This window comes from Candidatus Poriferisodalis sp., from assembly GCF_965204125.1.
Lineage (GTDB): Bacteria > Actinomycetota > Acidimicrobiia > Acidimicrobiales > Poriferisodalaceae > Poriferisodalis.
The window spans coordinates 1,518,859-1,541,410 of the sequence record NZ_OZ241968.1 but is presented as its reverse complement, the minus strand read 5'-3'; the positions used below and the strand labels follow the sequence as shown (position 1 = coordinate 1,541,410).

The 22,552-nt window shown below is 65.9% G+C and carries 27 protein-coding genes; 8 read left to right on the top strand and 19 right to left on the bottom strand.

Going from position 1 to position 22,552, the window contains the following annotated elements:
• Positions 1–9: 9 nt before the first annotated feature.
• The 16 genes from rpsH to ACOGXD_RS07240 all read right to left on the bottom strand — a co-directional run bounded on the left by rpsH (position 10) and on the right by ACOGXD_RS07240 (position 8,734).
• On the bottom strand, positions 10–414 hold the full coding sequence (gene rpsH, locus ACOGXD_RS07315) for a 30S ribosomal protein S8 (RefSeq protein WP_419854741.1): 405 nt from the start codon (positions 412–414) through the stop codon (positions 10–12).
• Positions 415–427: 13 nt separating this feature from the next.
• Positions 428–613, bottom strand: a complete 186-nt coding sequence (locus ACOGXD_RS07310; protein ID WP_323671042.1) for a type Z 30S ribosomal protein S14 — start codon at positions 611–613, stop codon at positions 428–430.
• 45 nt (positions 614–658) lie between these two features.
• Positions 659–1,282, bottom strand: a complete 624-nt coding sequence (rplE, locus tag ACOGXD_RS07305) for a 50S ribosomal protein L5 (protein ID WP_419917197.1) — start codon at positions 1,280–1,282, stop codon at positions 659–661.
• Positions 1,279–1,587 (bottom strand): 50S ribosomal protein L24, encoded by a 309-nt coding sequence (gene rplX / locus ACOGXD_RS07300; RefSeq protein ID WP_419917371.1) that lies wholly within the window; start codon positions 1,585–1,587, stop codon positions 1,279–1,281. Before rplX ends, rplE begins: the two co-directional genes overlap by 4 nt.
• A 43-nt stretch (positions 1,588–1,630) precedes the next feature.
• Entirely contained in the window at positions 1,631–1,999 is a 369-nt protein-coding gene (gene rplN / locus ACOGXD_RS07295; protein ID WP_323671044.1) for a 50S ribosomal protein L14, read from the bottom strand.
• Positions 2,000–2,017: 18 nt separating this feature from the next.
• The gene (rpsQ, locus tag ACOGXD_RS07290) at positions 2,018–2,296 is read right to left on the bottom strand and encodes a 30S ribosomal protein S17 (RefSeq protein ID WP_419917196.1); all 279 of its coding nucleotides are present in this window, start codon (positions 2,294–2,296) and stop codon (positions 2,018–2,020) included.
• Positions 2,293–2,604, bottom strand: a complete 312-nt coding sequence (rpmC, locus tag ACOGXD_RS07285) for a 50S ribosomal protein L29 (RefSeq protein ID WP_419917195.1) — start codon at positions 2,602–2,604, stop codon at positions 2,293–2,295. Before rpmC ends, rpsQ begins: the two co-directional genes overlap by 4 nt.
• On the bottom strand, positions 2,604–3,020 hold the full coding sequence (rplP, locus tag ACOGXD_RS07280; RefSeq protein WP_323671046.1) for a 50S ribosomal protein L16: 417 nt from the start codon (positions 3,018–3,020) through the stop codon (positions 2,604–2,606). The genes rpmC and rplP overlap by 1 nt, the downstream gene beginning before the upstream one ends.
• Entirely contained in the window at positions 3,020–3,907 is an 888-nt protein-coding gene (gene rpsC, locus ACOGXD_RS07275) for a 30S ribosomal protein S3 (RefSeq protein ID WP_419854745.1), read from the bottom strand. Before rpsC ends, rplP begins: the two co-directional genes overlap by 1 nt.
• A 2-nt stretch (positions 3,908–3,909) precedes the next feature.
• Positions 3,910–4,608: a 50S ribosomal protein L22 gene (rplV, locus tag ACOGXD_RS07270; RefSeq protein ID WP_419917194.1), complete on the bottom strand. Its 699-nt coding sequence runs from the start codon at positions 4,606–4,608 to the stop codon at positions 3,910–3,912.
• Between the two features lie 61 nt (positions 4,609–4,669).
• Positions 4,670–4,948, bottom strand: coding sequence for a 30S ribosomal protein S19 (rpsS, locus tag ACOGXD_RS07265; protein ID WP_323671047.1), 279 nt, complete (start codon positions 4,946–4,948; stop codon positions 4,670–4,672).
• 4 nt (positions 4,949–4,952) lie between these two features.
• Positions 4,953–5,789, bottom strand: coding sequence for a 50S ribosomal protein L2 (rplB, locus tag ACOGXD_RS07260; RefSeq protein ID WP_419917193.1), 837 nt, complete (start codon positions 5,787–5,789; stop codon positions 4,953–4,955).
• A gap of 10 nt (positions 5,790–5,799) precedes the next feature.
• Positions 5,800–6,090, bottom strand: coding sequence for a 50S ribosomal protein L23 (rplW, locus tag ACOGXD_RS07255; RefSeq protein WP_419909894.1), 291 nt, complete (start codon positions 6,088–6,090; stop codon positions 5,800–5,802).
• Positions 6,087–6,749 (bottom strand): 50S ribosomal protein L4, encoded by a 663-nt coding sequence (gene rplD / locus ACOGXD_RS07250; protein WP_323671050.1) that lies wholly within the window; start codon positions 6,747–6,749, stop codon positions 6,087–6,089. The genes rplW and rplD overlap by 4 nt, the downstream gene beginning before the upstream one ends.
• Positions 6,749–7,396, bottom strand: coding sequence for a 50S ribosomal protein L3 (rplC, locus tag ACOGXD_RS07245; protein WP_419917192.1), 648 nt, complete (start codon positions 7,394–7,396; stop codon positions 6,749–6,751). Before rplC ends, rplD begins: the two co-directional genes overlap by 1 nt.
• 312 nt (positions 7,397–7,708) lie before the next feature.
• On the bottom strand, positions 7,709–8,734 hold the full coding sequence (locus tag ACOGXD_RS07240) for an NADP-dependent oxidoreductase (RefSeq protein WP_419917191.1): 1,026 nt from the start codon (positions 8,732–8,734) through the stop codon (positions 7,709–7,711).
• A 261-nt stretch (positions 8,735–8,995) separates the two neighbouring features.
• Between ACOGXD_RS07240 and ACOGXD_RS07235 the strand changes: the two genes are divergently transcribed.
• Genes ACOGXD_RS07235 through ACOGXD_RS07215 form a run of 5 tightly spaced genes read left to right on the top strand, consistent with a single transcriptional unit; the run spans position 8,996 to position 13,880 of the window.
• Complete coding sequence (locus tag ACOGXD_RS07235; protein ID WP_419917190.1) at positions 8,996–9,874, top strand: FAD binding domain-containing protein; 879 nt, start codon at positions 8,996–8,998, stop codon at positions 9,872–9,874.
• Positions 9,874–10,353, top strand: a complete 480-nt coding sequence (locus ACOGXD_RS07230) for a (2Fe-2S)-binding protein (protein ID WP_323671058.1) — start codon at positions 9,874–9,876, stop codon at positions 10,351–10,353. Before ACOGXD_RS07235 ends, ACOGXD_RS07230 begins: the two co-directional genes overlap by 1 nt.
• A 51-nt stretch (positions 10,354–10,404) precedes the next feature.
• On the top strand, positions 10,405–12,678 hold the full coding sequence (locus ACOGXD_RS07225) for a xanthine dehydrogenase family protein molybdopterin-binding subunit (protein ID WP_419917189.1): 2,274 nt from the start codon (positions 10,405–10,407) through the stop codon (positions 12,676–12,678).
• Between the two features lie 42 nt (positions 12,679–12,720).
• The gene (locus ACOGXD_RS07220) at positions 12,721–12,972 is read left to right on the top strand and encodes a MoaD/ThiS family protein (RefSeq protein ID WP_419917188.1); all 252 of its coding nucleotides are present in this window, start codon (positions 12,721–12,723) and stop codon (positions 12,970–12,972) included.
• 11 nt (positions 12,973–12,983) lie between these two features.
• Complete coding sequence (locus tag ACOGXD_RS07215) at positions 12,984–13,880, top strand: HNH endonuclease (protein WP_419917187.1); 897 nt, start codon at positions 12,984–12,986, stop codon at positions 13,878–13,880.
• Positions 13,881–13,992: 112 nt separating this feature from the next.
• On the opposite strand, the gene ACOGXD_RS07210 is transcribed toward ACOGXD_RS07215, so the two are convergent.
• Positions 13,993–15,432 (bottom strand): type I restriction-modification system subunit M, encoded by a 1,440-nt coding sequence (locus ACOGXD_RS07210; protein WP_419917186.1) that lies wholly within the window; start codon positions 15,430–15,432, stop codon positions 13,993–13,995.
• 259 nt (positions 15,433–15,691) lie between these two features.
• Here ACOGXD_RS07210 and ACOGXD_RS07205 point away from each other — a divergent pair, with 259 nt between their 5' ends.
• The 3 genes from ACOGXD_RS07205 to ACOGXD_RS07195 all read left to right on the top strand — a co-directional run bounded on the left by ACOGXD_RS07205 (position 15,692) and on the right by ACOGXD_RS07195 (position 20,637).
• On the top strand, positions 15,692–16,786 hold the full coding sequence (locus ACOGXD_RS07205; protein ID WP_419917185.1) for a DNA cytosine methyltransferase: 1,095 nt from the start codon (positions 15,692–15,694) through the stop codon (positions 16,784–16,786).
• The gene (locus ACOGXD_RS07200) at positions 16,779–18,722 is read left to right on the top strand and encodes an ATP-binding protein (RefSeq protein WP_419917184.1); all 1,944 of its coding nucleotides are present in this window, start codon (positions 16,779–16,781) and stop codon (positions 18,720–18,722) included. The genes ACOGXD_RS07205 and ACOGXD_RS07200 overlap by 8 nt, the downstream gene beginning before the upstream one ends.
• A gap of 187 nt (positions 18,723–18,909) precedes the next feature.
• Positions 18,910–20,637, top strand: coding sequence for a hypothetical protein (locus ACOGXD_RS07195; RefSeq protein WP_419917183.1), 1,728 nt, complete (start codon positions 18,910–18,912; stop codon positions 20,635–20,637).
• 64 nt (positions 20,638–20,701) lie between these two features.
• Here ACOGXD_RS07195 and ACOGXD_RS07190 read toward each other — a convergent pair whose 3' ends face one another.
• Both ACOGXD_RS07190 and ACOGXD_RS07185 read right to left on the bottom strand, forming a co-directional pair.
• Positions 20,702–21,640 carry a hypothetical protein gene (locus tag ACOGXD_RS07190; RefSeq protein WP_419917182.1) on the bottom strand — a complete coding sequence of 313 codons (939 nt, stop codon included), beginning with the start codon at positions 21,638–21,640 and terminating at the stop codon, positions 20,702–20,704.
• A 214-nt stretch (positions 21,641–21,854) separates the two neighbouring features.
• Positions 21,855–22,499 (bottom strand): hypothetical protein, encoded by a 645-nt coding sequence (locus ACOGXD_RS07185; RefSeq protein WP_419917181.1) that lies wholly within the window; start codon positions 22,497–22,499, stop codon positions 21,855–21,857.
• Positions 22,500–22,552: the final 53 nt, after the last annotated feature.

Here is a 22,552-nt window from a genome sequence, read left to right as displayed (position 1 = left end):
CGCCGCCTCCTACCAGACGTAACAGAGGATCTCGCCGCCCATGCGGTTACGGCGAGCTTCGCGGTCGGTCATCAGGCCCCGGCTCGTTGACAGCACGGCAATGCCGAGGCCGCCGAGCACGCGGGGAACTTTGTCGGACTTGGTGTACACCCGCAGCCCGGGCTTGGAGATGCGCTGCAGCCCCGAGATGGTGCGGTCCCGGTCACCGGTGTACTTCAGGTTGATGGTGAGCGTCGGGGCGGGGCCGTCGGTGCCGTCGCTCACCTGGTAGTCGCTCACGTAGCCCTCGCGCTTGAGGATCGCCGCCAGGCGCTCCTTCTGCTTGGAGGACGGCATGGCCACCTCGTCTTTGAACACCATGTTGGCGTTGCGGATGCGGGTGAGCATGTCCGCGATGGGGTCGGTCATCGACATGTGCGCACCTCCCTCACCAGCTGGCCTTCGTCACGCCGGGCACCTCGCCGGCATGGACCATCTCTCGCAAACACACTCGGCACAGCCCGAACTTGCGGTATACCGACCGCGGTCGGCCGCACACGCGGCAGCGCGTGTAGGCGCGCACCTTGAATTTGGGGGTGCGCTGCTGCTTGTTGACGAGTGCCTTCTTGGCCATCGGTACTGCCTTTGCTGAATCGGGGCCTGGTGAAATAGCCGGGCGCTAGGTCGTTGGGTTTTGACGGAATGGAAAGCCGAGCGCAACCAGCAGGGCACGTCCGCCCTCGTCGTCGACGGCTGACGTCACGAGGGTGATGTCCATGCCGCGGATCTGGTTGACGCTGTCGTAGTCGATCTCGGGAAAGACCAGCTGCTCGGTGAGGCCGAACGTGTAGTTGCCGTGGCCGTCGAAGCTGCGCGGCGACAGACCCCGGAAGTCGCGGATACGAGGGATGGCCAACGACACGAGACGGTCGTAGAACTCCCACATCCGGTCACGGCGCATAGTGACGCGGGCGCCGATCGCGTTGCCCTCGCGCAGCTTGAACCCTGCGATGGACTGCTTCGCCCGGGTGATCGCCGGCCGCTGACCGCAGATGCGGCTGAGGTCGTCGATGGCGCCCTCGAGCAGGCCCCGGTTCGTCAGCGCAGCGCCGACGCCCATGTTCACGCTGATCTTCGTCAGCGTGGGCACCTGCATCACGTTCGCGAGCCCGAGCTCGTCGAGCAGTTGCGCGCGGACGGTGTCGCGGTAGAGCACCTTCATACGGGGCTCAGGCCGCTCGCTGCCGCCGGTGTCGGACGAAGCGAGGGAGGGGGCGTCGGTCTGGGCGTCGGTCACGCTCATGGCAGTTCCTCCCCCGAGACTCGGTGGTAACGCACCTTGCGGCCGCCCTCGAAGCGGAAACCGACGCGGCCTGGCTGGCCTGTGCGCGGGCACACCACTGCCACGTTCGACACGTCGATCGGCAGCAGGTAGTCGATGATCTGGCCCTCCTGGTTCTGCTGGGAGGGCTTCTGGTGCTTGTGCCCCACGTTCACGCCTTCCACCGTGAGGCGGCGGCGCGCCAGATCCACCGACACGACTTCGCCTTCCCGGCCCTTGTCAGGGCCCGAGATCACGCGCACGGTGTCGCCTTTGCGGACTCGCAGCCGCGGCAGCTGGTTGCGCTGGCGTGCCATCACGTCACCCCCATCACAGAACTTCCGGGGCGAGCGACACGATGCGCATGAAGCGCTTGTCGCGCAGCTCGCGGCCGACGGGGCCGAAGATGCGGGTGCCACGCGGCTGGCGGTTGTCGTCGACGAGCACGGCGGCGTTCTCGTCGAAGCGGATATAGCTGCCGTCCGGGCGCCTGCGCTGCTTGCGCGTGCGCACCACGACGCAGCGCACCACTTCGCCCTTGCGCACGGCTGCACCCGGGATGGCGTCCTTCACAGTGGCGATGAACACGTCGCCGATCGAGGCGTAGCGCCGACCCGTGCCGCCGAGCACGCGAATGCACAGCACCTCGCGGGCGCCGGAATTGTCGGCGACTTTGAGTCGGGACTCTTGCTGGATCATGACCTCGCTGCCTTCACCTCATCGGGCCCGTTCGATGATCTCCACCAGGCGCCAGCGCTTGGTCTTCGAGATCGGCCGGGTTTCCATGACGCGCACCCGGTCGCCCGGACGCGTGTCTCCAGCGGGGTCGTGGACGTAGAGCTTCTTGGTGCGCTGAACGGTCTTGAAGTAGCGGGGGTGGCGCACACGCTCGGTCACCGAGACGACCGCCGTGCGGTCCATCTTGGTGGAGGTGACGATGCCCTCGCGCACCTTGCGCCGGTTGCGCTCGACGGCCTCGGCAGTCTCGGTGCTCATGACGGATCTCCTGTGGAATCTGCGCTGTCCGCGGCCGAGCCCTGCGAGGCGCCGGCCAGACCAGCGGCCGAGCCCTGCACTGGGCCACCCGATGGGTCCAACAGCACATCGGCCGCTGCGATCTCACGCTCGCGCAGCACTGTGTGAATGCGGGCGATGTCGCGCTTGGTGGCAGCCACCTGCGCCGAGTTGTCGAGCTGCCCTGTCGCGAACGCGAAGCGCAGGTTGAACAGCTCCTTCTTCGCGCTGTCCAGCTCGTCGAGCAGCTGATCATCCGACAGGGTCCGGAGCGTCACGGCCTTTGCCATCAGATGGCCTCCTCTCGGGAGATCACCCGTGCCCGGATGGGCAGCTTCTGGATGGCGCGCTCCATGGCGCCACGGGCCAGCTCGGCGTTCACGCCGCCCAGTTCGAACATCACACGGCCGGGCTTCACCACGGCCACCCACTTCTCCGGATTTCCCTTGCCCGAGCCCATGCGGGTCTCCGCAGGCTTGGCGGTCACCGGCTTGTCGGGGAAGATGTTGATCCAGACCTTGCCGCCGCGCTTGACGTGTCGGGTCATGGCGATACGGGCCGCCTCGATCTGGCGGGCCGTGATCCAGCCAGGCTCCAGCGCCTGGATGCCGTAGTCGCCGAAGTGCACGGCCGTGCCGCCCTTGGTGCGGCCCTTCATGCGACCGCGATGCGCCTTGCGGTGCTTCACCTTGCGAGGCATCAGCATCAGTCGTCTCCCGGCCGGAAGTTGGGCGTCTGGGATTGGTCGCGTGTGGCCCGCTCGATCTGCTCTTCCTCTTCGAGCAGGCGCTCGAATTCGGGATCGGCCTCGCGCAGCAGCGGGACGGGCTCTTCGGGGATGTCCTCGAGATCACCTTTGCGCCCGGCCGATGACACCACGCCCCCTGGGGGTGCGCCGTCACCCGACGTCTGGCCAGTGGCCATGGCCGCCTCGCGGTGAATGCGCTCGTCGGAGGACACCTTGTAGGGAAGGATGTCGCCCTTGTAGAGCCACACCTTCACGCCGATGCGACCCGCCGTGGTGCGGGCTTCGCGGAAGCCGTAGTCGATGTCGGCGCGCAGCGTGTGCAGCGGCACCCGGCCTTCGCGGTACCACTCGGTTCGGGCCATCTCCGAGCCGCCGAGCCGGCCTGAGCACTGCACCCGGATGCCGAGCGCGCCGGCCTTCTGGGCGTTCTGCACGGCACGCTTCATGGCCCGCCGGAAGGCGACGCGGCCGGCGAGCTGATCCGCAACGCCCTGTGCGATGAGCGCTGCCTCGAGCTCGGGCTGCTTGATCTCCTGGATGTTCAGCTGGACCTTCGGGTTGCCCGAGATCTTGCCGAGCTTCGTGCGCAGCCGATCGGCCTCGCTGCCCCGGCGGCCGATGACGATGCCCGGCCGGGCCGTGTGCACGTCGACGCGCAGGCGATCCCGGGTTCGCTCCACCTCGATGCGGCTGATCGCGGCATGCGGCAGCTCCGTCCGCAGGAAGTCGCGGATCTTCCAATCCTCGATGAGATAGTCCTGGTACTCCTTGTCGGCGTACCAACGGGACTTCCAGTCGGTGGTGATTCCCAAGCGGAAACCGTACGGGTTGACCTTCTGACCCATGATCAGTTCCGTTCTTCTGGGTTGGCAGCTTCAGGGTCGGCAGCATCGTCCCCGCTGGCTTCGCCGTTCTCATCGGCTGCTTCGATCTCGTCCGTCGCAGCAGCCGTAGTCTCTCCGGTCTCGTCGGCTGGTTCGGTTGCTTCCTCTGCGCCGGCGGCCGCGGTATCGTCTGTCGCGGTCTCGTCAACTACTGCGTCGATGTCATCGGGCGCAGCCTCTTCGGCCTCGTCGGTGTCGGGAGTTGCGCGGCTGGCGGCCACGCGGGCCGCACGCGCAGCCGCGGCGGTCTGAGAGCCCGAGGCGGCCAATCGGGCCTCGCGCATCTCGAGCTCCTCGGGGCTGAGCTGCGCCACGATCACCGTGATGTGGCTGGTCTGCTTGAAGATGCGCGTGGCGCGGCCCCGTGCCCTCGGGCGCCAGCGCTTGAGCACCGGACCCTCGTCGGCCCAGCACTCGGCCACATACAGCTCGTCGGCGTCGAGCTGCTCGTTGTTGGTGGCATTGGCCACTGCACTCTCGAGCACCTTGGACACCACCTCGGCGGCGCCGCGCTCGCAGAAGCGCAGGCGGTCGCGGGCAAGCGCCAAGTCTTCGTCGCGGATGAGGTTGAGCACCACCCGCGCCTTCGACGCGGACAGGCGCGCGTACTTGTGCGTCGCCTTCGCGCCGGCGATGACGTCGAGGTCAATCAACCCGCTCATCGCCTGCTGCCTTGCTCTCGTCCGGCGCGGGGCTTGAACGTCTGCGTTGGCGTGCACCCGCTCATCGCCTGCCTCCACGTTCCTGGCCGGCGTGGAACTTGAACGTCCGCGTCGGGGCGAACTCGCCGAGCTTGTGACCCACCATCGACTCGGTCACGTACACCGGCAGGTGCTTGCGCCCATCGTGAACCGCGATGGTGTGACCGATCATCTCGGGGATGATCGTGGAGCGCCGGCTCCACGTCTTGATGACCTTGCGCTCGCCGCTCTCGTTGAGTTCGTCCACCTTCGAGAGCAGGTGGTCGTCGACGAACGGGCCCTTCTTGAGACTGCGCGGCATCGCTCTACCTCCGGGACCCGCGCGTCCGGCGGCGGCGGACAATGAGGTCGTTGGACTTGCGGTTCTTGGAGCGGGTGCGGCCTTCGGGCTTGCCCCACGGCGACACCGGGTGACGCCCGCCCGACGACTTGCCCTCACCGCCACCGAGGGGATGGTCGACCGGGTTCATGGCCACGCCACGGGTCTGGGGCCGGACGCCCTTGTAACGGTTCCGGCCGGCCTTGCCGATCTTGATGAGGTCGGCCTCGGCGTTGCCCACCGAGCCGATAGTGGCGCGGCAGTCGATCGGCACCCGGCGCATCTCGGTGGACGGCAGGCGCAAGGTGGCGTACGCACCCTCCTTGGCCACGAGCTGCACGCTGGCGCCGGCCGAACGGGCCATGCGGCCGCCGGCGCCCGGCTTGAGTTCCACGTTGTGCACGGTGGTGCCGACCGGCACGTACCGCAGCGGCATGGCGTTGCCGACACGCACCTCCGCCTGGGCTCCGTTAGCGAGCTTGTCGCCCACCTCCAGCCCCGCCGGCGCCAGGATGTAGCGCTTCTCGCCGTCGTGATAGTGCAGCAACGCGATGCGCGCGTTGCGATTGGGGTCGTACTCGATGGTGGCGACCGTGGCGGGCACACCGTCCTTGTTGCGCCGGAAGTCGATCACCCGGTAGCGCTGCTTGTGACCGCCGCCACGGTGGCGAGAGGTCTTGCGGCCGTGGTTGTTGCGGCCGCCGGTGGAGTGCTGCTTGGCGATGAGCGACCGCTCGGGCTTGGTCGCGGTGATGTCGGCAAAGTCCGAGACCGTCTGGAACCTTCGGCCGGGACTGGTCGGCTTGCGTACTCGAATGCCCATGACGCCCCGCCTAGGAATTGAAGATCTGGATCGAGTCGCCCTCGACGAGGGTGACGATGGCCCGCTTGGTGTCCGGCCGCTTGCCGATGGTGTTGTTGCGCCGATTGCGCCGCTTCTTGCCCTTGCGATTGAGCGTGTTGACCTTGGCGACCTTGACGTCGAAAATCTCCTCGACCGCTTGTCGGATCTCCGGCTTGCTTGCGGACGGGTGGACGCGGAACACGTAGATGCCCTCTTCGAGGAAGTCATACGACTTCTCCGAGATGACGGGAGCGATCAGCACATCGCGGGGATCCTTCACTGGTCATCCCCCTCGCTCGCTGCCCCGTTCGTGGCTGGCCCAGTGCTCGTGGGAAGCGTGTCGCGGGTGAAGACCAGCCAGTCCGAGCGCAGGATGTCGTAGGCGTTCAGCTCGGCCGCGCTGACCGAGTGCACCGACGGGAGGTTGCGGAAACTGCGATCGGCCGTCTGGTGTGCTGTGCTGTCGCCCAGAACCAGCAGAACCTGTCCGGAGAGGGACAGGTTCTCGAGCACTGCGATGGCGTCCTTCGTGCGCGGCTGGGCAAAGTTCCATTCGTCGATGACCATGACGCGTTCGCTGCGAGCCCGGTCGCTGAGGGCGGAGCGCAGTGCCAGTCGCACGGTCTTGCGGTTCACCTTCTGGCGGTAGTCGCGCGGCTTGGGTCCGTGCGCCACGCCACCGCCGACCCACTGCGGCGAGCGGATCGACCCGTGGCGAGCCCGACCGGTGCCCTTCTGCCGCCACGGCTTCGCGCCGCCGCCGCGTACTTCGGCCCGGGTGAGGGTGCTGTGAGAGCCGCTCCGGCGGGCAGCTCGCTGGGCCGTGACGGCCTGATGCAGCGCCGCCATGTTCGGCTCGATGCCAAAGATGGCCTCGTCGAGCTCCACGGTGCCGGCGGTGCCGCCGTCGGGGGTGCGAACGTCAAGCGTGAGCGGCATCAGACTTCAGCCGGCGCTTTGACTGCGTTGCGGACGACGACGGTGCCGCCCTTGGGCCCGGGGACCGAGCCCCGCACCAGCAGCAGGCCCCGCTCGGCATCGGCCTCGACGACTGCGAGGTTGAGCGTGGTGACCTTCTCACCGCCCATGCGCCCGGCCATGCGGGTGCCCTTGAACACCCGTGAGGGCGTAGCGCAGGCGCCAATGGCGCCGGGGGCCCGGTGCACCCGGTGCGCGCCATGGCTGGCGCGCTGGCCCGAGAAGTTGTGTCGCTTCATGGTGCCGGCGAAACCCTTGCCCTTGGAGGTGGCTGTCACATCGACGAGCTCTCCAGGACTGAAAAGGTCGGCACCCAATTCGGTGCCGACCGGTACTTCGCTCACATCGTCGAGCCGCAGCTCTACGAGCTGTACGCCGGGGTCGATCCCGGCGCGCTCGTAGTGGCCATTGATGGGCTTGTTGACCTTGCGGGCCTCGCGGTGGCCGTAGGTGACCTGCACCGCGGTGTAGCCGTCTTGCTCGTTGGTGCGCACCTGAGTGACGCGGCAGTCATCGACGCGCAGCACAGTGACCGGGACGACGCGATTGTCGTCGTCCCAGAGCTGTGTCATGCCGACCTTGGTGGCGACGAGCGCCCTGTTGGCCATGTGCGCGTCTCTCTCGTGCTTTCGCCCTGCATCTCACTGCCCGCACAGCGGGCAGTTGTCCCTTCGGCCGCCCGCTCAGCGGGCCGCTGTCTCTATGGCTGCCCGCCTAGCGGGCCGCCATGCGAACGCTCCGCACGGCTGCGCCGGCGGAGCGGTTCTGAGGTTGTGCCGACCGGTTCCGAACACCCGACCCGTAGCGGGGAGGCATCCGGCCTTGCCGGACGTCAGTTCGACGCAGGAAGTCCGCGCCGCGAATGAAGCAGGTTACCGACCCCCCACGACCGCCCCAACCTCGTGGTCAGGCCATATCGCTCAGTCGCCGAGGCGGACGATGGTGGTGCCGACGGTGCGTCCGCCGAGCAGGTCGACGAAGGCACCACCCGCAGTATCGAGCCCGTCGTAGGTGACATGGCGGGGCACGAGCGACCCGGCATCGATCCACTCGCGCATCTGGCTGCGGGCCTCGTCATAGCGATCGGCGTAGGAGAACACGATGAAGCCCTGCATGCGCACCTGGTTGTTCACCAGCAGACCCGGGATGCCTCGCGGGCTGGGATCGGGGCTCGCAGTGTCGTAGGCCGAGACCGCTCCGCAGCAGACGATGCGGCCGAACGTGGCCATGCGGAAGAGCGCGGAGCCGAGGATCTCGCCGCCCGTGTTGTCGAAGTACACGTTGATGCGGTCGGGCGTGGCCGCCCGGAATTCGGCCCGGAAGTCGGGCGAGTGCCGGTTGATCGCCACGTCGAAGCCCAGCTCGTCGACCAGCAGCGAGCACTTCTCATCCGAGCCGGCCACGCCGACCACCCGGCAACCCTGCGCCTTGGCGATCTGCCCGGCAATGTGGCCCACCGATCCCGCCGCCGCGGACACCACCACGGTCTCGCCCGCTTCTGGGCGCCCGACATCGAGCAGGCCGAAGTAGGCGGTGAGCCCGTTGGTGCCGAGCACACCGAGGTGCAGGGCGGGATCGAGTGCGCCGTCCGCGACACGCAGCTCGTCGGCGGCCATCACCGCGTGGCGGCGCCAGCCGGTCCAGCCCACGACGGTGTCGCCGACGCTGATGCCGTCGGCATTCGACGCCTCCACGATGCCGGCACCCGTGCCTCGCATGACCACACCCGCTTCCGGGGCGCCCGCGTAGCTGGCACTGCCCTGCAGGCCGGCTCGCTGTCCCGCGCCGATCGTGATCGCCTGAACCCGCACGAGCACCTCGCCCGGTCCGGGTTCGGGTACATCTTCGGGCTGCAACGCGAAGTGCTCGGCGCTGAGCGGTCCGTCGGGGACCTCGGCAAGCACCACGCAGTCCGACACCCGCGCCGTGTTCGTTTCTCCAGCCATGACCCGCTCCTCGGTTCGCCCGCGGACGCCGCCGCGGCTCCACATGATTGCCGCTCGTCAACGACGGTTCTTGGCTCGTTTGCGACAGGAAGCCACGGTGCGGGCGGTCGCCGGCGACGGTTGATGCGACGAGCACGGCTCAGCGCAACTAACGTCCGCTGCCGTGCGCGCCGTCGCCCGCAGGCGGCGCGAGCGACGCAACCGCCGGGAGACGGTGCGTCGACACATGACGCAACACCCAACGGATCGGGAGCTATCCGCATGAAATATGCCGCGCCGACCACCATTGACGAGGCGAGGACACTGCTGGCCGGCGACGCCGATGCCATCGTGTTCGCAGGCGCAACCGACGTCGTGCCGCAGATGCGCGCCGGGCGGCCTGAGCCGTCGATGGTGATCGACCTCAAGAAGATCGACCGTCTCATGTCGGTGAGCCTCGACGGCGACACCTGGCAGGTGGGTGCTGCGGCCCCCAGCTCGGCGCTGACGTCCAACGCCGCCTTTGCTGCCGACTTCCCAGGCCTGACCGAGGCTGCAGGACTCATCGGGTCCGACCAGATCCAGAACCGCTCCAGCCTCGGCGGGAACCTCTGCAACGCCTCCCCCGCTGCCGACTCCGTGCCTGCCCTAGTGGTGAACGATGCGGTGGCCGTGATCGCAGGCGCGGACGGCGAGCGGCGGGTGCCCGTCGCCGACGTGGTGACCGGGCCCGGCCAGACATCGCTGGCGCATGACGAGATCGTGGTGTGCTTCGAGCTCGCCCGGCCAGCCGGCGGCACCTCCGACGCCTACCTGCGACTCATCCCTCGCACCGAGATGGACATCGCCGTGGTGGGTGCCGGGGTGCGACTCACGCTGGACGACAGCGGCAATGTGAGCGCGGCCTCGGTCGCGCTCGGCGCGGTGGCGCCCACCGTCGTGCGGGTGCCTGCCGCAGAGGCGGCGCTCGTGGGCAGCAGCCTCGACGACGCAGCGTTGGCCGCCGCAGCCGCAGCCGCCAGCGATGCCTGCAACCCCATCGACGACAAGCGGGGCACGATCAACTACCGGCGCCAGGTCGCCGGCGTGCTCACCCGTCGAGCCGCCGGCATTGCCGCCGACCGGATTCGCACACGCAACGGACAGAACGGAGCGTCCTGATGAGCCGCACACATGTGAACTGCGAGGTCAACGGCGACGCCGTTGATTTTCTGACCGAAGACGGCGAATCGCTGCTCAATGCCCTGCGGGACGAGCTGGGATTGATCGGGGCCAAGGAAGGCTGCGGCACCGGTGACTGCGGCGCCTGCTCGGTCATCATGAACGGGCGCCTGCAGTGTGCCTGCCTGATCTTCGCCCCCGAGGCCGACGGCGCCGCCATCACTACCTGCGAAGGTCTCGCCAGCGCAGATGAACTGCACCCGCTGCAGCAGTGCTTCCTCGAAGGAGCTGCGCTGCAATGCGGCATCTGCACACCCGGGTTCCTCATCGCCGCCAAGGCGCTCCTCGACGAGAACCCCGACCCCACTGAGACCGAAGTGCGCTACGCGCTCGCCGGCAACCTGTGCCGCTGCACCGGCTACGACAAGATCGTGCGCTCGGTGCTCGAGGCCGCCGTCCAGATCCGTACCCCAGCCTGATTGACATCGGCTGGCTGAGACTCACCCGACACCGCAGAAGGACACCAGAACATGAGCACTACTGAAGCTGCTGCAAGCACCGGAACCAACGGCAACGGAGCCAGCGGCTACCGCTGGGTCGGCACCCGCCCCGTCCGCCATGACGGGCTCGACAAGGTCGCCGGCAAGGCCCGCTACGCGGCCGATCTGAACCTGCCGGGAATGCTGTACGGGCACATCCTGCGCTCGCCGCATCCCCACGCACGGATCGTCTCGATCGACACCTCAGCAGCCGAGGCGATGCCCGGCGTGAAAGCGGTGGTCACCGGGGCCGATTTCCCCGAAGCACCGCCCAAGGGCGCGACGCGCAACCTGATGTGCACGGTCATCGCCCGCGACACGGTGCTGTACAGCGGCCACGCCGTGGCTGCGGTAGCGGCGTCCACCCGGCGCGAGGCCAAGGCAGCGGCGGAGGCCATCGAGGTCACCTACGAGCTGCTCCCCCACGTGCTGAACATCTCCGACGCGATGGCCGACGACGCGCCAGTGCTGCACGACAACCTGTTCACGCGCGGTGTCGAGCCGCGGCCCACCGAGCCGTCGAACATCGCGGCCCGCACGGTGTACGAGCGCGGCGATGTCGAGCAAGGTTTCGCCGAGGCCGACATCGTGATCGAGCGGGAGTTCTCGACCCAGGCGGTGCACCAGGGCTACATCGAGCCGCACGCCTGTGTGGTCGACTGCGACCAGGAAGGCAAGGCGGTCATCTGGGCCTCCTCCCAGGGCCACTTCATGGTGCGCTCGTCGACAGCCACGGTGCTGGGCTGGGATACCTCGCGCATCAAGGTGATCCCGGCCGAGATCGGCGGCGGCTTCGGCGGCAAGACGACGATCTACATCGAGCCGGTGGCGGCGCTGCTGTCGACGAAGGCCGGCCGCCCGGTCAAGATCGTGATGAGCCGTGAGGACGTGTTCCGGGCAACCGGCCCGGCACCCGGGGCCATCATCAAGATGAAGGTCGGCGCCCGCGACGACGGCACCATCACCACGGCGAAGGCCTGGCTGGCATACGAGAACGGGGCCTTCCAGGGCATCGCGGCGATGCTCGGCTGCATGTGCGTCGTGTCGGCCTACACCCTCGATCACCTCTATGTGGAGGGCTTCGACGTGGTGCTCAACCGGCCGGTCAACGTGGCCTACCGGGCCCCCTCGGCGCCTGCAGCAGCATTCGCGATGGACTCGGTGGTCGACGAGATCGCGGCGCGTGTCGGCATGGACCCGCTCGACCTCCGCATCCAGAACTGCCCCTCGCAGGGCGACCCGACGCCGTACGGGCCCAAGTGGCCGATGATCGGCCTGCGCGAGTGCCTCGAAGCGATCCGCGACAGCGACCACTACCAGTCGGAGCTGCCCGAAGGGCAGGGCCGCGGTGTGGCCAGCGGTTTCTGGTTCAACATCGGCGAGGCGTCGAGCGCGACGGTCAACCTGAACGAGAACGGCACCGCCACGGTGATCACCGGCAGCCCCGACATCGGCGGCAGCCGGGCGTCGATGGCGCTGATGGCCGCCGAGGAGCTGGGCCTCGACGTGCACCTGATCCAGCCAGTCGTGGGCGACACCGAGGTAGTCGGCTTCACCGACGTGACCGAGGGCAGCCGCGCCACGTTCGCGACGGGCATGGCGGTCGTGGAGGCCTGCCGGGATCTCAAGGAGCAGCTGCGCAAGCGTGCGGCCAAGACCTGGGATTGCGATGTGGAAGAGGTCGAATGGGTGGACGGCTCGGCCGTGCACGGACCTGGCGAGCAGGAACCGCTGACGCTGGCCGCCATCACCGGCAACGCCAAACGCACCGGCGGCCCGCTGGGCGCCACTGCGTCGCTGAATGCCCGGGGTGCCGGCCCGGCCTTCTCGGTCCAGGTCGCCGACGTGTCAGTTGACCAGGAGACCGGGCGGGTGACCGTCGAGCGCTACACCACCGCGCAAGACGCTGGCACGGCGATCCACCCGAGCTACGTGGAAGGCCAGATGCAGGGCGGCGTGGTGCAGGGCATTGGCTGGGCGCTCAATGAGGAGTACATCTACTCCGACGACGGCAACCTCGAGAACCCGGGATTCCTCGACTACCGCATCCCGGTGGCATCGGACCTGCCGATGATCGAGACCTGCATCGTGGAGGTGCCGAACCCGTCGCATCCCTACGGCGTGCGCGGCGTCGGCGAGGTGGGCATCGTGCCGCCGCTGCCGGTGATGGCCAACGCCGTGGCCGATGCCACCGGCGTGCGCATCAGCGATCTGCCGCTCTCGCCACCGCGAGTGCTGGAAGCGCTGACGGCCGCCGAGAGCTGATCGCAGCCCGAGCTCGCTGAGCCGATTCATCGAGGCGACTCGATGGCGGTCGTTCATTTCTCGACCGACCAGCGCCAGCACACCGGCGGCACATCTGAGGTCACCATCGACGCTGCGAATGTGCGCGACCTGGTGCGTCAGCTCGCAGAGCTCTACCCGTCGCTCAACGCACACCTCGTCGAGACGTCCTCGACGGCAGTCGCCATCGACGGCGAGATCATCCCCGACCCCTGGCTCGAAGCCCTCACTCCAACGTCAGAGGTGCACTTAGTCCGCCCGCTCGCGGGCGGATAAGAGTGGTTGACGTGGCCGCGGAAGGTGGACGGTTGCGCCGAGCTAGAGCCTGGGTCGTTCGCGCCGGGGAGAATGGCGAGTACGTCGAGCACAATCTGCGAAACGGCGTTGCGACCTTTGCATGGGATCAGCTTCCGGATCTCGGCACCTACGCGAACATTGAAGAACTCAAAGATGACATCGATGTTCTCACTCCCGGACTGGAGGCCAACCGACGCAAGATTGGCAACCACGCCGGGCAACTGTGGAGGTTCCGAACCGAGATCAAGCTAGGTGACATCGTCGTTCTGCCCCTCAATGACCGCAGCGGAAATCAGCACGTCGCTATCGGGACGGTTACGGGCCTATATCAGTTCGACGCCGCCCAGGAACCGGGAACACTGCATCGAATCCCTGTCGAATGGCTCGACACCAAGATCCACATATGCGCCTTGGACGACGAGCTCCGAGAATGGATTCGGAAGAAGACCCGGGGCACCGTGCGTCAAATCGGAGCAATTGGTGCCGCGGACCGTCTGGCCGCTACGGCCGTCCCTCCGCTCTCGGGTGATGAGGCCGGGGCGCGAGCGGCCGATGGCCTAACGGTGCCGGAGGGGTCGACGAAGCGCGTGGAGGTGAACCGCTACGAGCGCAACAGCTGGGCTCGTTCGGTCTGCCTTGAGCACTACGGCCACCGCTGCCAAGTCTGTGATGTTGACTTCGAGGAACGCTACGGCGAACTCGGCCGCGGCTACATGCACGTTCACCACGTCATTCCGTTGCATCAAGTCGCGAAAATTCCCAACTATCGCGTCGACCCCATCAAAGATTTGCGGCCGGTGTGCCCCAACTGTCACGCCATGCTCCATCGACGCAAGCACCGAACCCTCACTGTGGAAGAGCTACGCGAACTCCTACCGCCGGAGTGATGGAACAACGGTTGAGGCACAAGTTGCCCATGCATCGTCTCACCGGACGCGTGCCACCCACCGTCCTTGACTCATCGATCGGGTTCGAGAAAGCAGGAGCGGAGCGCGTCGCTCACTCAGGATTGGTCGAGGTGGCGAGGCTTTCCGAGAGGGCTTGGATTTCGGCGAGGGCGGCTTCGAGGTCCTCGGCGATCTCGGCGGCGAGGACATCGGGGGGTGGCAGGTTGTCAGCGTCTTCGAGGCTCTCGTCTCGGAGCCAGAACAGGTCGAGGCTGACTTTGTCGCGGGCGATCAGCTCGTCGTATGTGTAACGCTTGAACCGTTCGGACTCGGTGCGCTTGTGGCGGGCGTCGGGTCGGTAGCAGGAGACGAAGTCATCCAGATCGGCTCTGGCGAGCGGGTTCTGCTTGAGCGTGAAGTGCTTGTTAGTGCGCAGGTCATACACCCACAGCTGACGGGTCCAAGGATCCTCCGCGCCCTCGCGGCGGCGGAAGAACAGCACGTTGGCCTTCACGCCCTGGGCATAGAAGATCCCCGTCGGCAGTCGCAGCAGCGTGTGGACCTCGCAGTCGTGCAGCAGTCGGCGGCGGATCGTCTCGCCGGCACCAGCCTCGAACAACACGTTGTCGGGCACCACCACGGCAGCGTCGCCACCGATGCGCAGCAGGCTCACGACGTGCTGGACGAAGTTGAGCTGCTTGTTGCGGGTGGTCGCCCAGAAGTCTTCCCGCTCGTAGCTGTCCGACGACGACCGGCCGAACGGCGGGTTGGTCAGCACCATGTCGAACGGCCTGCCCGGTGATTCCCGCAGCGCGTCGTCCACGACGATCGGTGAGTCCGACTCGGGGCTCTCGATGCCGTGCAGCAGCATGTTCATCGCACAGAGTCGGGCAGGCAGGTCAGCGATCTCCCAACCGGTGAACGCACCCGAGCGCAAGTGCTCGGCCTGGTCGGGCTCCAGTGGCGAGTGCCGCTCGACGATCGACCGGTACACGCCAAGAAAGAACCCGCCCGTGCCGCATGCAGGGTCGCAGATGCGGTGGCCGGGTTCGGGCTGCATCACGTCGACGATGGCGTTGATGAGCGCTCGGGGCGTGAAGTACTGGCCTGCCCCCCTGGCACCTTCCTGAGCGGTCTTCTCGATCAGGCCTTCGTACGCGTCGCCCTTGAGGTCCGCGTCGTAGCTCATCCACTCGTGCTGATCGATGAACTCTTTGATGAGCTGTTCGAGCTTCGCGGGCGTCTGGATGCGGTTCCGGGCCTTGTGGAACACCACGCCGAGCATGTCCCCGCCGGTGCCCAGCGCGGCCAGCGCATCGCTGTAATGGTCTTCGAGCTCCGAACCCGAACGGCTCAGCAACGACTGCCAGTCGTGCTCGACCGGCACGATGCGGTCGCCTCCGAGCAACACGTACTGCTCATCGGCCATCTTCAGGAACAGCAAGTACGTGAGCTGCTCCAGGTAGTCGCCGTAGGACAAGCCGTCGTCGCGCAGCACGTCGCAGAAGTCCCACAGCTTCTGCACCAACGCCCTCGGATCCTGTGCAGGCACCGGTTCACGCTACGCCGGATCACCCACGGACCCTGTGTTGGTGGAGCAGCCCAGAGACGGCGCAGACTGGCTTCGCCAACCGCGCTGGCCAAGAAGGCCACTGCCCGCCGCAAGTAACACCACGGTTCGTCCGCTCTCTCTCGTCTGGCTGGTTGTGCCGGACGTGCCAGGCCCTCTGCTGTCAGGCCCCTCCTGTGATCTGACGCAACGTTTCGAAAACCAGATGAGCGAACAAAGACCGCAGCGCTAGCTTGACGACGTGCTTGGCGAGGCGAGCATCCCTGTGGCCGAAGACGCCGAACTCACCGCCGTCGACCTATTTGCGGGAGCGGGCGGTTCGACCCAAGGGCTAGGCGATGCGGGATTCCGCGTCGTCGGCGCGATTGAGAATGACGAGACAGCGGCAAGCACATTCTCGGAGAATCACCCGTGTGTGCCGGTCTTGATCGACGACATTTCGAACGTGGACCCGGCGGAGTTTCTGAGACAGCTCCGGCTCGGTCGGTCTGAGTTGTCCCTGCTGACGGCGTGCCCGCCGTGCCAAGGGTTCTCGTCGCTGGGCTCACGTGACAGCGCTGATGAGCGGAACGATCTGATCACGGAGGTATGGCGCTTCGCGGCGGAGATGCAGCCGGCGGCGATTCTGATTGAGAACGTGCCCGGTCTCGCCCGCGATCCGCGATGGGAGGACCTCCGGGAGCAGGCGGTTGAACACGGCTACCGCTTCAGTTCTTGGATCGTTGACGCCTTGGACTTCGGTGTCCCTCAGCGACGGCGACGGCTGATCGGCATTGCGATTCGCGACCGAGCCATTGGGTTTCCCGGGACGTTGCAAGAACTACTGCCGACATCCTTCTCGCTCGACGTGCCGCACGCGAGCCAAGTCATCGCCCAGGCTGGCGATATCGCAGACACAGCAGACCCTTGGCACCGCGCTCGCACACCTACGCCGCAGGTACTCGAACGGCTTCGTGAGATTCCCGCTGGCGGCGATCATTTCGACCTGCCGGACGAACTTCAGCTGGATTGCCACAAGCGCCTCAAGTCCGCCGGACGCACGGCATCAACGGGGCCGTACAGCCGCATCCCACTGGAGGGGCCCGCTCCCACCATGACGACGCGGTGTACTACCGCTGCCTGTGGCCGCTTCGTACATCCAACCGAGGACCGTGCGCTGAGTCTCCGTGAAGCGGCGCTGCTGCAGACGTTCCCGGCCGGGTATCAGTTCTGCGGAACATATGAGTCCATGGAACGGCAGATCGGCAATGCGGTGCCTGTGAGGCTCGCTCACGCGCTCGGACTGGCCGTACGTCGACTGCTCGGACCCGCAGAGAAGGCCGCCGAGCATGACTAGTGCCGAACGAGAGCCCCTGAAGCTCCGATTCTTGGGATCGTTGGTCGAGCAGCTTGGCGCACAGCTGTACCCGGGCGCGACGGCAACCATTGCCGAACTCATCTCCAACGCCTGGGATGCGGACGCCAGCACGGTCTGGATTGAGCTGCCGCTCGGCACTGGGTGGGTCGAAGATCATCAGATCGTGGTCACGGACAATGGCGTCGGAATGTCGTACGAGGACGCCGAGAACCGCTACCTCCTAGTAGGGCGCAAGCGTCGGGCCGAGCTGGACAAGGACACCTCCGATGGCGGCAGGCCGCTTCACGGCCGAAAAGGCATCGGCAAGCTCGCAGCGTTTGGCACCGCGAAGGTGCTGGAATGCCTGACGGTCGCTCAGGATGGCGAAACCACCAGCTTCCGCCTCGACTACGACGCAATACGCAGCCTCGACCCAACGCAGGACTACGAGGTTGAGGGCGCTACAGGCAACACACTGCTCTGCGGCCCCGACGGCAATCCGCTCACAAGCGGCACACGCATCACCTTGTCGTCGCTGCGCCCGCGTCGAGCACTCAACGAGGAACAATTCCGGCAGTCTCTGGCCCGCCGCTTCGCGCTCGACACCAGCCAGATGAGGATCATCGTCAATGGCCACGACATCGGGCGCTTCGATCTCAACTTGGACATGCGCTTCCCCACCGACGGGCACCTGTTGGACGACGTCGTCGAGCGCCAAGTCGGATGGGCCGATTCAGAGGTCGACGGCAGGCCCGTGCGCTGGTGGATCGGATTCACGGCCAAGCCGCTCCAAGAAAAGGAACTCCAAGGCATCTCGGTGCTGGCCCGCGGCAAGCTCGTCCAGCGTCCGTTCTTCTTCCAGCGCACTGCAGGCACGCAGGGCCAACTCGGCCAGGAGTACCTCGTCGGCGAGGTTCAGGCGGACTGGCTCGATGAAGGTTTCGACATCGAAACCGATCTCATTCAAGCGAACCGCGATCAATTGCAGCTGGAGGACGAGCGCCTCGACGGCTTCGTCGAGTGGGGTCAGAAACTGCTGCACCAAGCACTGCGGGAATGGAGCAGCATCCGACAGCAGCGGGTCAGCGACCAACTCGACATCGAAGAATTCGACGACCTCCTAGAACGGCTCACACCTGAAGAACGCAAACGGATAACCCGTGTCGCGCGGGCGGTCGCCAAGATTCCGGCGATCGACCCCGACGAGGCACGAGCACTCGTCGAATCTGTCGTGGATGCCCACCAGGACACCATCGTCAGGCAGCTCCTCGAGCAACTCGACGCCAGCGAGCCCGACTTCCAGACCCACATCTGGGAAGTCATCAATGAATTCGGGCTCATTGACGCTCGCCGCAACCAGACGGTCATCGATGCGCGGCTCAGGGCCATTGCCGAGCTTCGTCAATTTGTGGACACGGGCGCGCTTGAAGTTCCTACGATCCATGAGCACATCAAGCGGCACCCGTGGCTCCTCGACCCGCGCTGGTACCTGCTCGACGACGAGGTCCGCCTCTCAGACATCGGTATCACTCCCGACGAGGGCGAAAGCGACGGCCGGATGGACTACCTATTCGCCCTCGGCCCTTCGGCTCCCTACACACACGACGAACTACTGGTGGTGGAGATCAAACGCGGCACAACTGCCGATGGTCGACCGAGATCCGCCAACACTGACGAGATCGCTCGATTCCACGGCTATGTACTGGCAGCTCACGAGAGCCAACGGCTGAGCAGCGAACCCCTACGAGTGACTGGCCTCATGATTGCTCAGCGATACACCCAAGACGCTGACCGCCAACGCAAGAGCCTGCAAACGGTCGGGGACGTTCGACTCGTGTTTCGGACTTGGGACCGCGTCCTCAAGGAGACCGAACGTCTGCACCAAGGCTGGCTAGCCGTGACGAATCGGCGCGCGCTCGATAACGGCAGCACCTGAGCCCGCGCCGCCTACGGCGTGGCCTGTCACCTCTGACGCAGGGGCGTTCCTGAACCTCACCACTCTTGGAACCGCCTTCGTGGTCGTCATCGTCAGTTGAGGCCGTGATCAGCGAGACTGATGTTGGACGGCCACCGTCGCGCGGGCAAGATCGTCTCGGAGGACCGAGTCGAGGAGGCACGCAGAAATGGCGACGGATTCCCGGCACGATCAGCACCCGGGCCACGACCCTGAGGTCGATGATGCTGCGTCCTTCATCATCGCCTACTACTTCTTGCCGCTGGAGCGACCGCTGTCGATCGACGACAAGTCGGTGATCCGAGCTGGCGGGAAGCCTCCAATCCATGAGCGAGGCTACGAGGACGACTACCTAGACATCGACTGGGATGACGAGCGGGGGCTGGTGGGCTGTCGTATCAGTTGCTGCCTACACCAGATTTCGTGTGCGGCCATCGACACAAGCCAAGTCGCTGCACAACGAGCTGCAAGCATCGCATTCCCGTACCGCGTACGCACCGACGAGTCGCCGCCGCCTCCCATCACCCTGACGATGGACAACGGAGAGCACGCTGTCGTCGGCAATGAAGCCAATGACCCGGCGATGCCGCCGATTACCACAGTGACGGTCGCCGAAGTCGCGGTACGCGTGCCGAGCGACGGTGTAGCTGCGGTGAATGAAGGTCTTGATGTAGCCGTGGCATTCGTCGCGGACCTTCAGCGGGTGTACGGCGCCATGGCTCGCCAGCCGATGCCGACGATGACGCGCTCTCGGCTCCCGTGGGTACTGCCGTATGCGATTCGAATCGTGGCGCCCAACGAAACCGAGCCACAGTGGCCGACCGGCGATGACCTTCGTTACGTGTTGCCACAGACGCTCGATGAGCGCCGATTCATGCCCATGCCGGGCGACGAGTACCCAGCCCGCTGGACTACTGAAGATCTCGGTCGCGCCATGACACCAGTTCTGGAGGGTCCGTTCCGCCCCGTTCACGAAACGTGGCGGAACGCGAGCGTCACTCTCCAGCAAGACGACCTCGTCGTCGCTGCCATCCTGCTCGGCGTCACCTGCGAGCAGTACATCCGCGCACTGCTGCTGTGCTTGATCTGGGAAGACGACACACCTCCCGACAGCGCCGCCGAATTGATGTACAACCAGAATGGCAATACCAAGAACGCGTCGGACCTACTGACTCAGTTGCGAGCCCGACTGTCCGTATCCCCAAGCAGCGACGAGACGGCCGCGTCCAACGCCCGGAGTGTCCTCGACTTGCGCAATCGTGTCTTGCATCGAGCCCACGAACCGGGGGCCGCCGAAGTGCCGGCAGCAGCGGACGCGTGCGACAAGTTCACCACGTGGACACGCGACGGATTGCTTGCCCGCCTTGAGCGCTACCCCGCGACCTGTGAGCTGATGCTGACTCCCGATGTCGCCGACGCATCGCAGGCAGAGCAGCTCAATACCGTGTTCACCACGACGTTGCGGCCCACACGACCCCACGAGAACCTCAGGAACTATCAAATCGAGATCGACCGCAACTTGCCAGGCAACGAGGCGATGCGCGAGCGCAAGGCACGACCCAACCAGGCGGTCGGTTGGGTGCTGCAATCCCTGACGTATCCGAATGGAGCTATTCGCTGGTTCGGATTGGATGAGTCAAACTGGCTGGCCTTCCTCGCGAAGCCACCCGACGGCCTCCGCGAACCGCACCGGCAAGCGCTTCGCGACAGCGTGGAACAGGCGCAGATCGAGAGCGACGAATTCGGTCACCAGAACACCATCGTGATCCGTTGGATCGACGTCGATCCCGAACCGCAAGCCGCCACACCACAGCTCCACTCATGGTTCAAGATCTGTCCTCTCGACCGCGCGGAACGCTACGCGAGCTGCCCCACGCCGTACATCACGCCCGGCTGACGACGAAACTGGTGTTACGTGCAGCGCCAGCCGAACGAACTGGTGCTGCTGCCGCATTGATGAGTCAGATGCGTTCGTTCCACCACCTGCGCTCCCATTGTCGCCAGCCATCTCGATCGAATTGCCATATCGGCATGGAGTAGCCATGGATCTCCATGGAGCGCGCCGTGAAGAGGTCGGTCGCGACCCAAATGCTGTCCAAGCCCTGCAGATCGACCTCGCGCGGCGCTTCAGGCCCGTCCGCTCCGGTGCGAAGGGCGAGGCTGGCAGATTCGCTGACCCCCGTGCCGGCCGGCAGCCACAGAAACAAATGAGCCTCTTGGGCACCATTCGCCTTCGCCGCCATGAGCTTGGCTCGGTTCTGCGGCAGGTGCAGGTCGATGGCGTCGGCGATCGCTTCGGGGTTTGACGAGTTCGCGGCAGACGCTTCATTGATCCAGATGGCGGCGTCCTGCGCTAGTTCGCCCCGCCACGCATAGCTGACTCCGAGGGTTCGCAGCGCGTGAATCAGCGAGTGTTCTTCGTCCGTGCCGAATCGGTAGTCGAGGGACCTCAGCTGACTAGAGATGCCCTCCTGCTCAGCTTGCTCCAAGAGCGCTGCCAAGCACTCCTTGAGTGTCTCGAACTGCCGACGCACCGCCCTTGTGTCGTGAGGATCGCTGCCTGCCAGCCGGACCCCAACGGCCCAGTTCCACTTGAGCGTGGGAGCCGTGATCGGGCAGCCGCGGTCCCGCAAGGAGTGGAAGGCCTTAGATCTGCCCGCTGTGTGGGTAGTCACCTCCACGGCAAAGCGAACTCCGTCCGGGAATTCCAGGTCGAAGTCGTGCATCCCGGCGACAGAACCGTCGTCATACACACGCCAACGTGATGCCCCGAGCATCGGCCACAGCAGTTCACCCGCCCATCGCTCGTACGGATCAGCTGACGCGCATGCCTGCTGCGCTTGCATCTCCGGCTTGACATCCGGGTGGTCCATCAAGCTGTCGCCTGTTTCATCTGACATTGCCACGCCGTTTCGTTGCTCATCTGTACACAGACTCCGACCGTTGCAACCGCTGGAATGCCTCTCTGCACCGTCAGAGGCCGAACGTCGGGGATACCTCGGCGTTCACTCAGTTTGGGTCCCCAAGATCTCACACTGAGGTAGTCGCGAACGGTGTCTTCATGGGTTCGTTCCGTGCCGCAGGCGGTGGCAGCGTCCGACGCCCAAGCGAGGCTCAGGACTCACTGTCGTCCGATGACGCAGCCAGCCCGTGAGGCAACGCGTCGATCGATCGTCGAATATTGTCGAGTTCCTTCTGCTGCGCCTTGACAGCTTTCGTCAACTCCCCGAGAGGCGTTGCCGTTTCGTCGCGAAGCGAACTCTGCGCTCCAGAGCCGCCGAAGCGCATTTGGGACCGCCGCCTTCGAAGACCCCAGGTGCTCTCGTGGGACACCTCAAATCTGATGGCGTCCAGTGCTTTTGCTGTTCGCGGCGACGGAGTTCCGACGATGACCACGTAGCGCTGGTCCGGGGCCATGTCGCCGAAATCTTCGACCGGGCCGAATTGATCTCGCTTGGTCGCGACGCCGGTCTCGCTCCACGGGATCGGCGGTTCGCACGTGATCCGTACCTGCTTCGCGACTCGGTTTCCGGTGTTCCTCAGCTCCAGATAAAGGCCACCACTATGCAACAAACGCAGAGTCACCCGCGGACGACTTCGGTAGGCCCAGTACCAGAGCGCTCCCAGTGCGGCAAGAGCTTGGACGACGGCCTCACTCCATTCGTGCCCCACGCCCCACACGAGCCACACGGCAGCTGTGACGACCAATGCCGCCACCAGCCACCACCCGATGCGTCGCGCCCTCGACTTTGTCTCCATCGGTGTCTCTTCGTCTCGTCGGCTTTGAATCACTCAGTCAAGAGTTAGCAGGC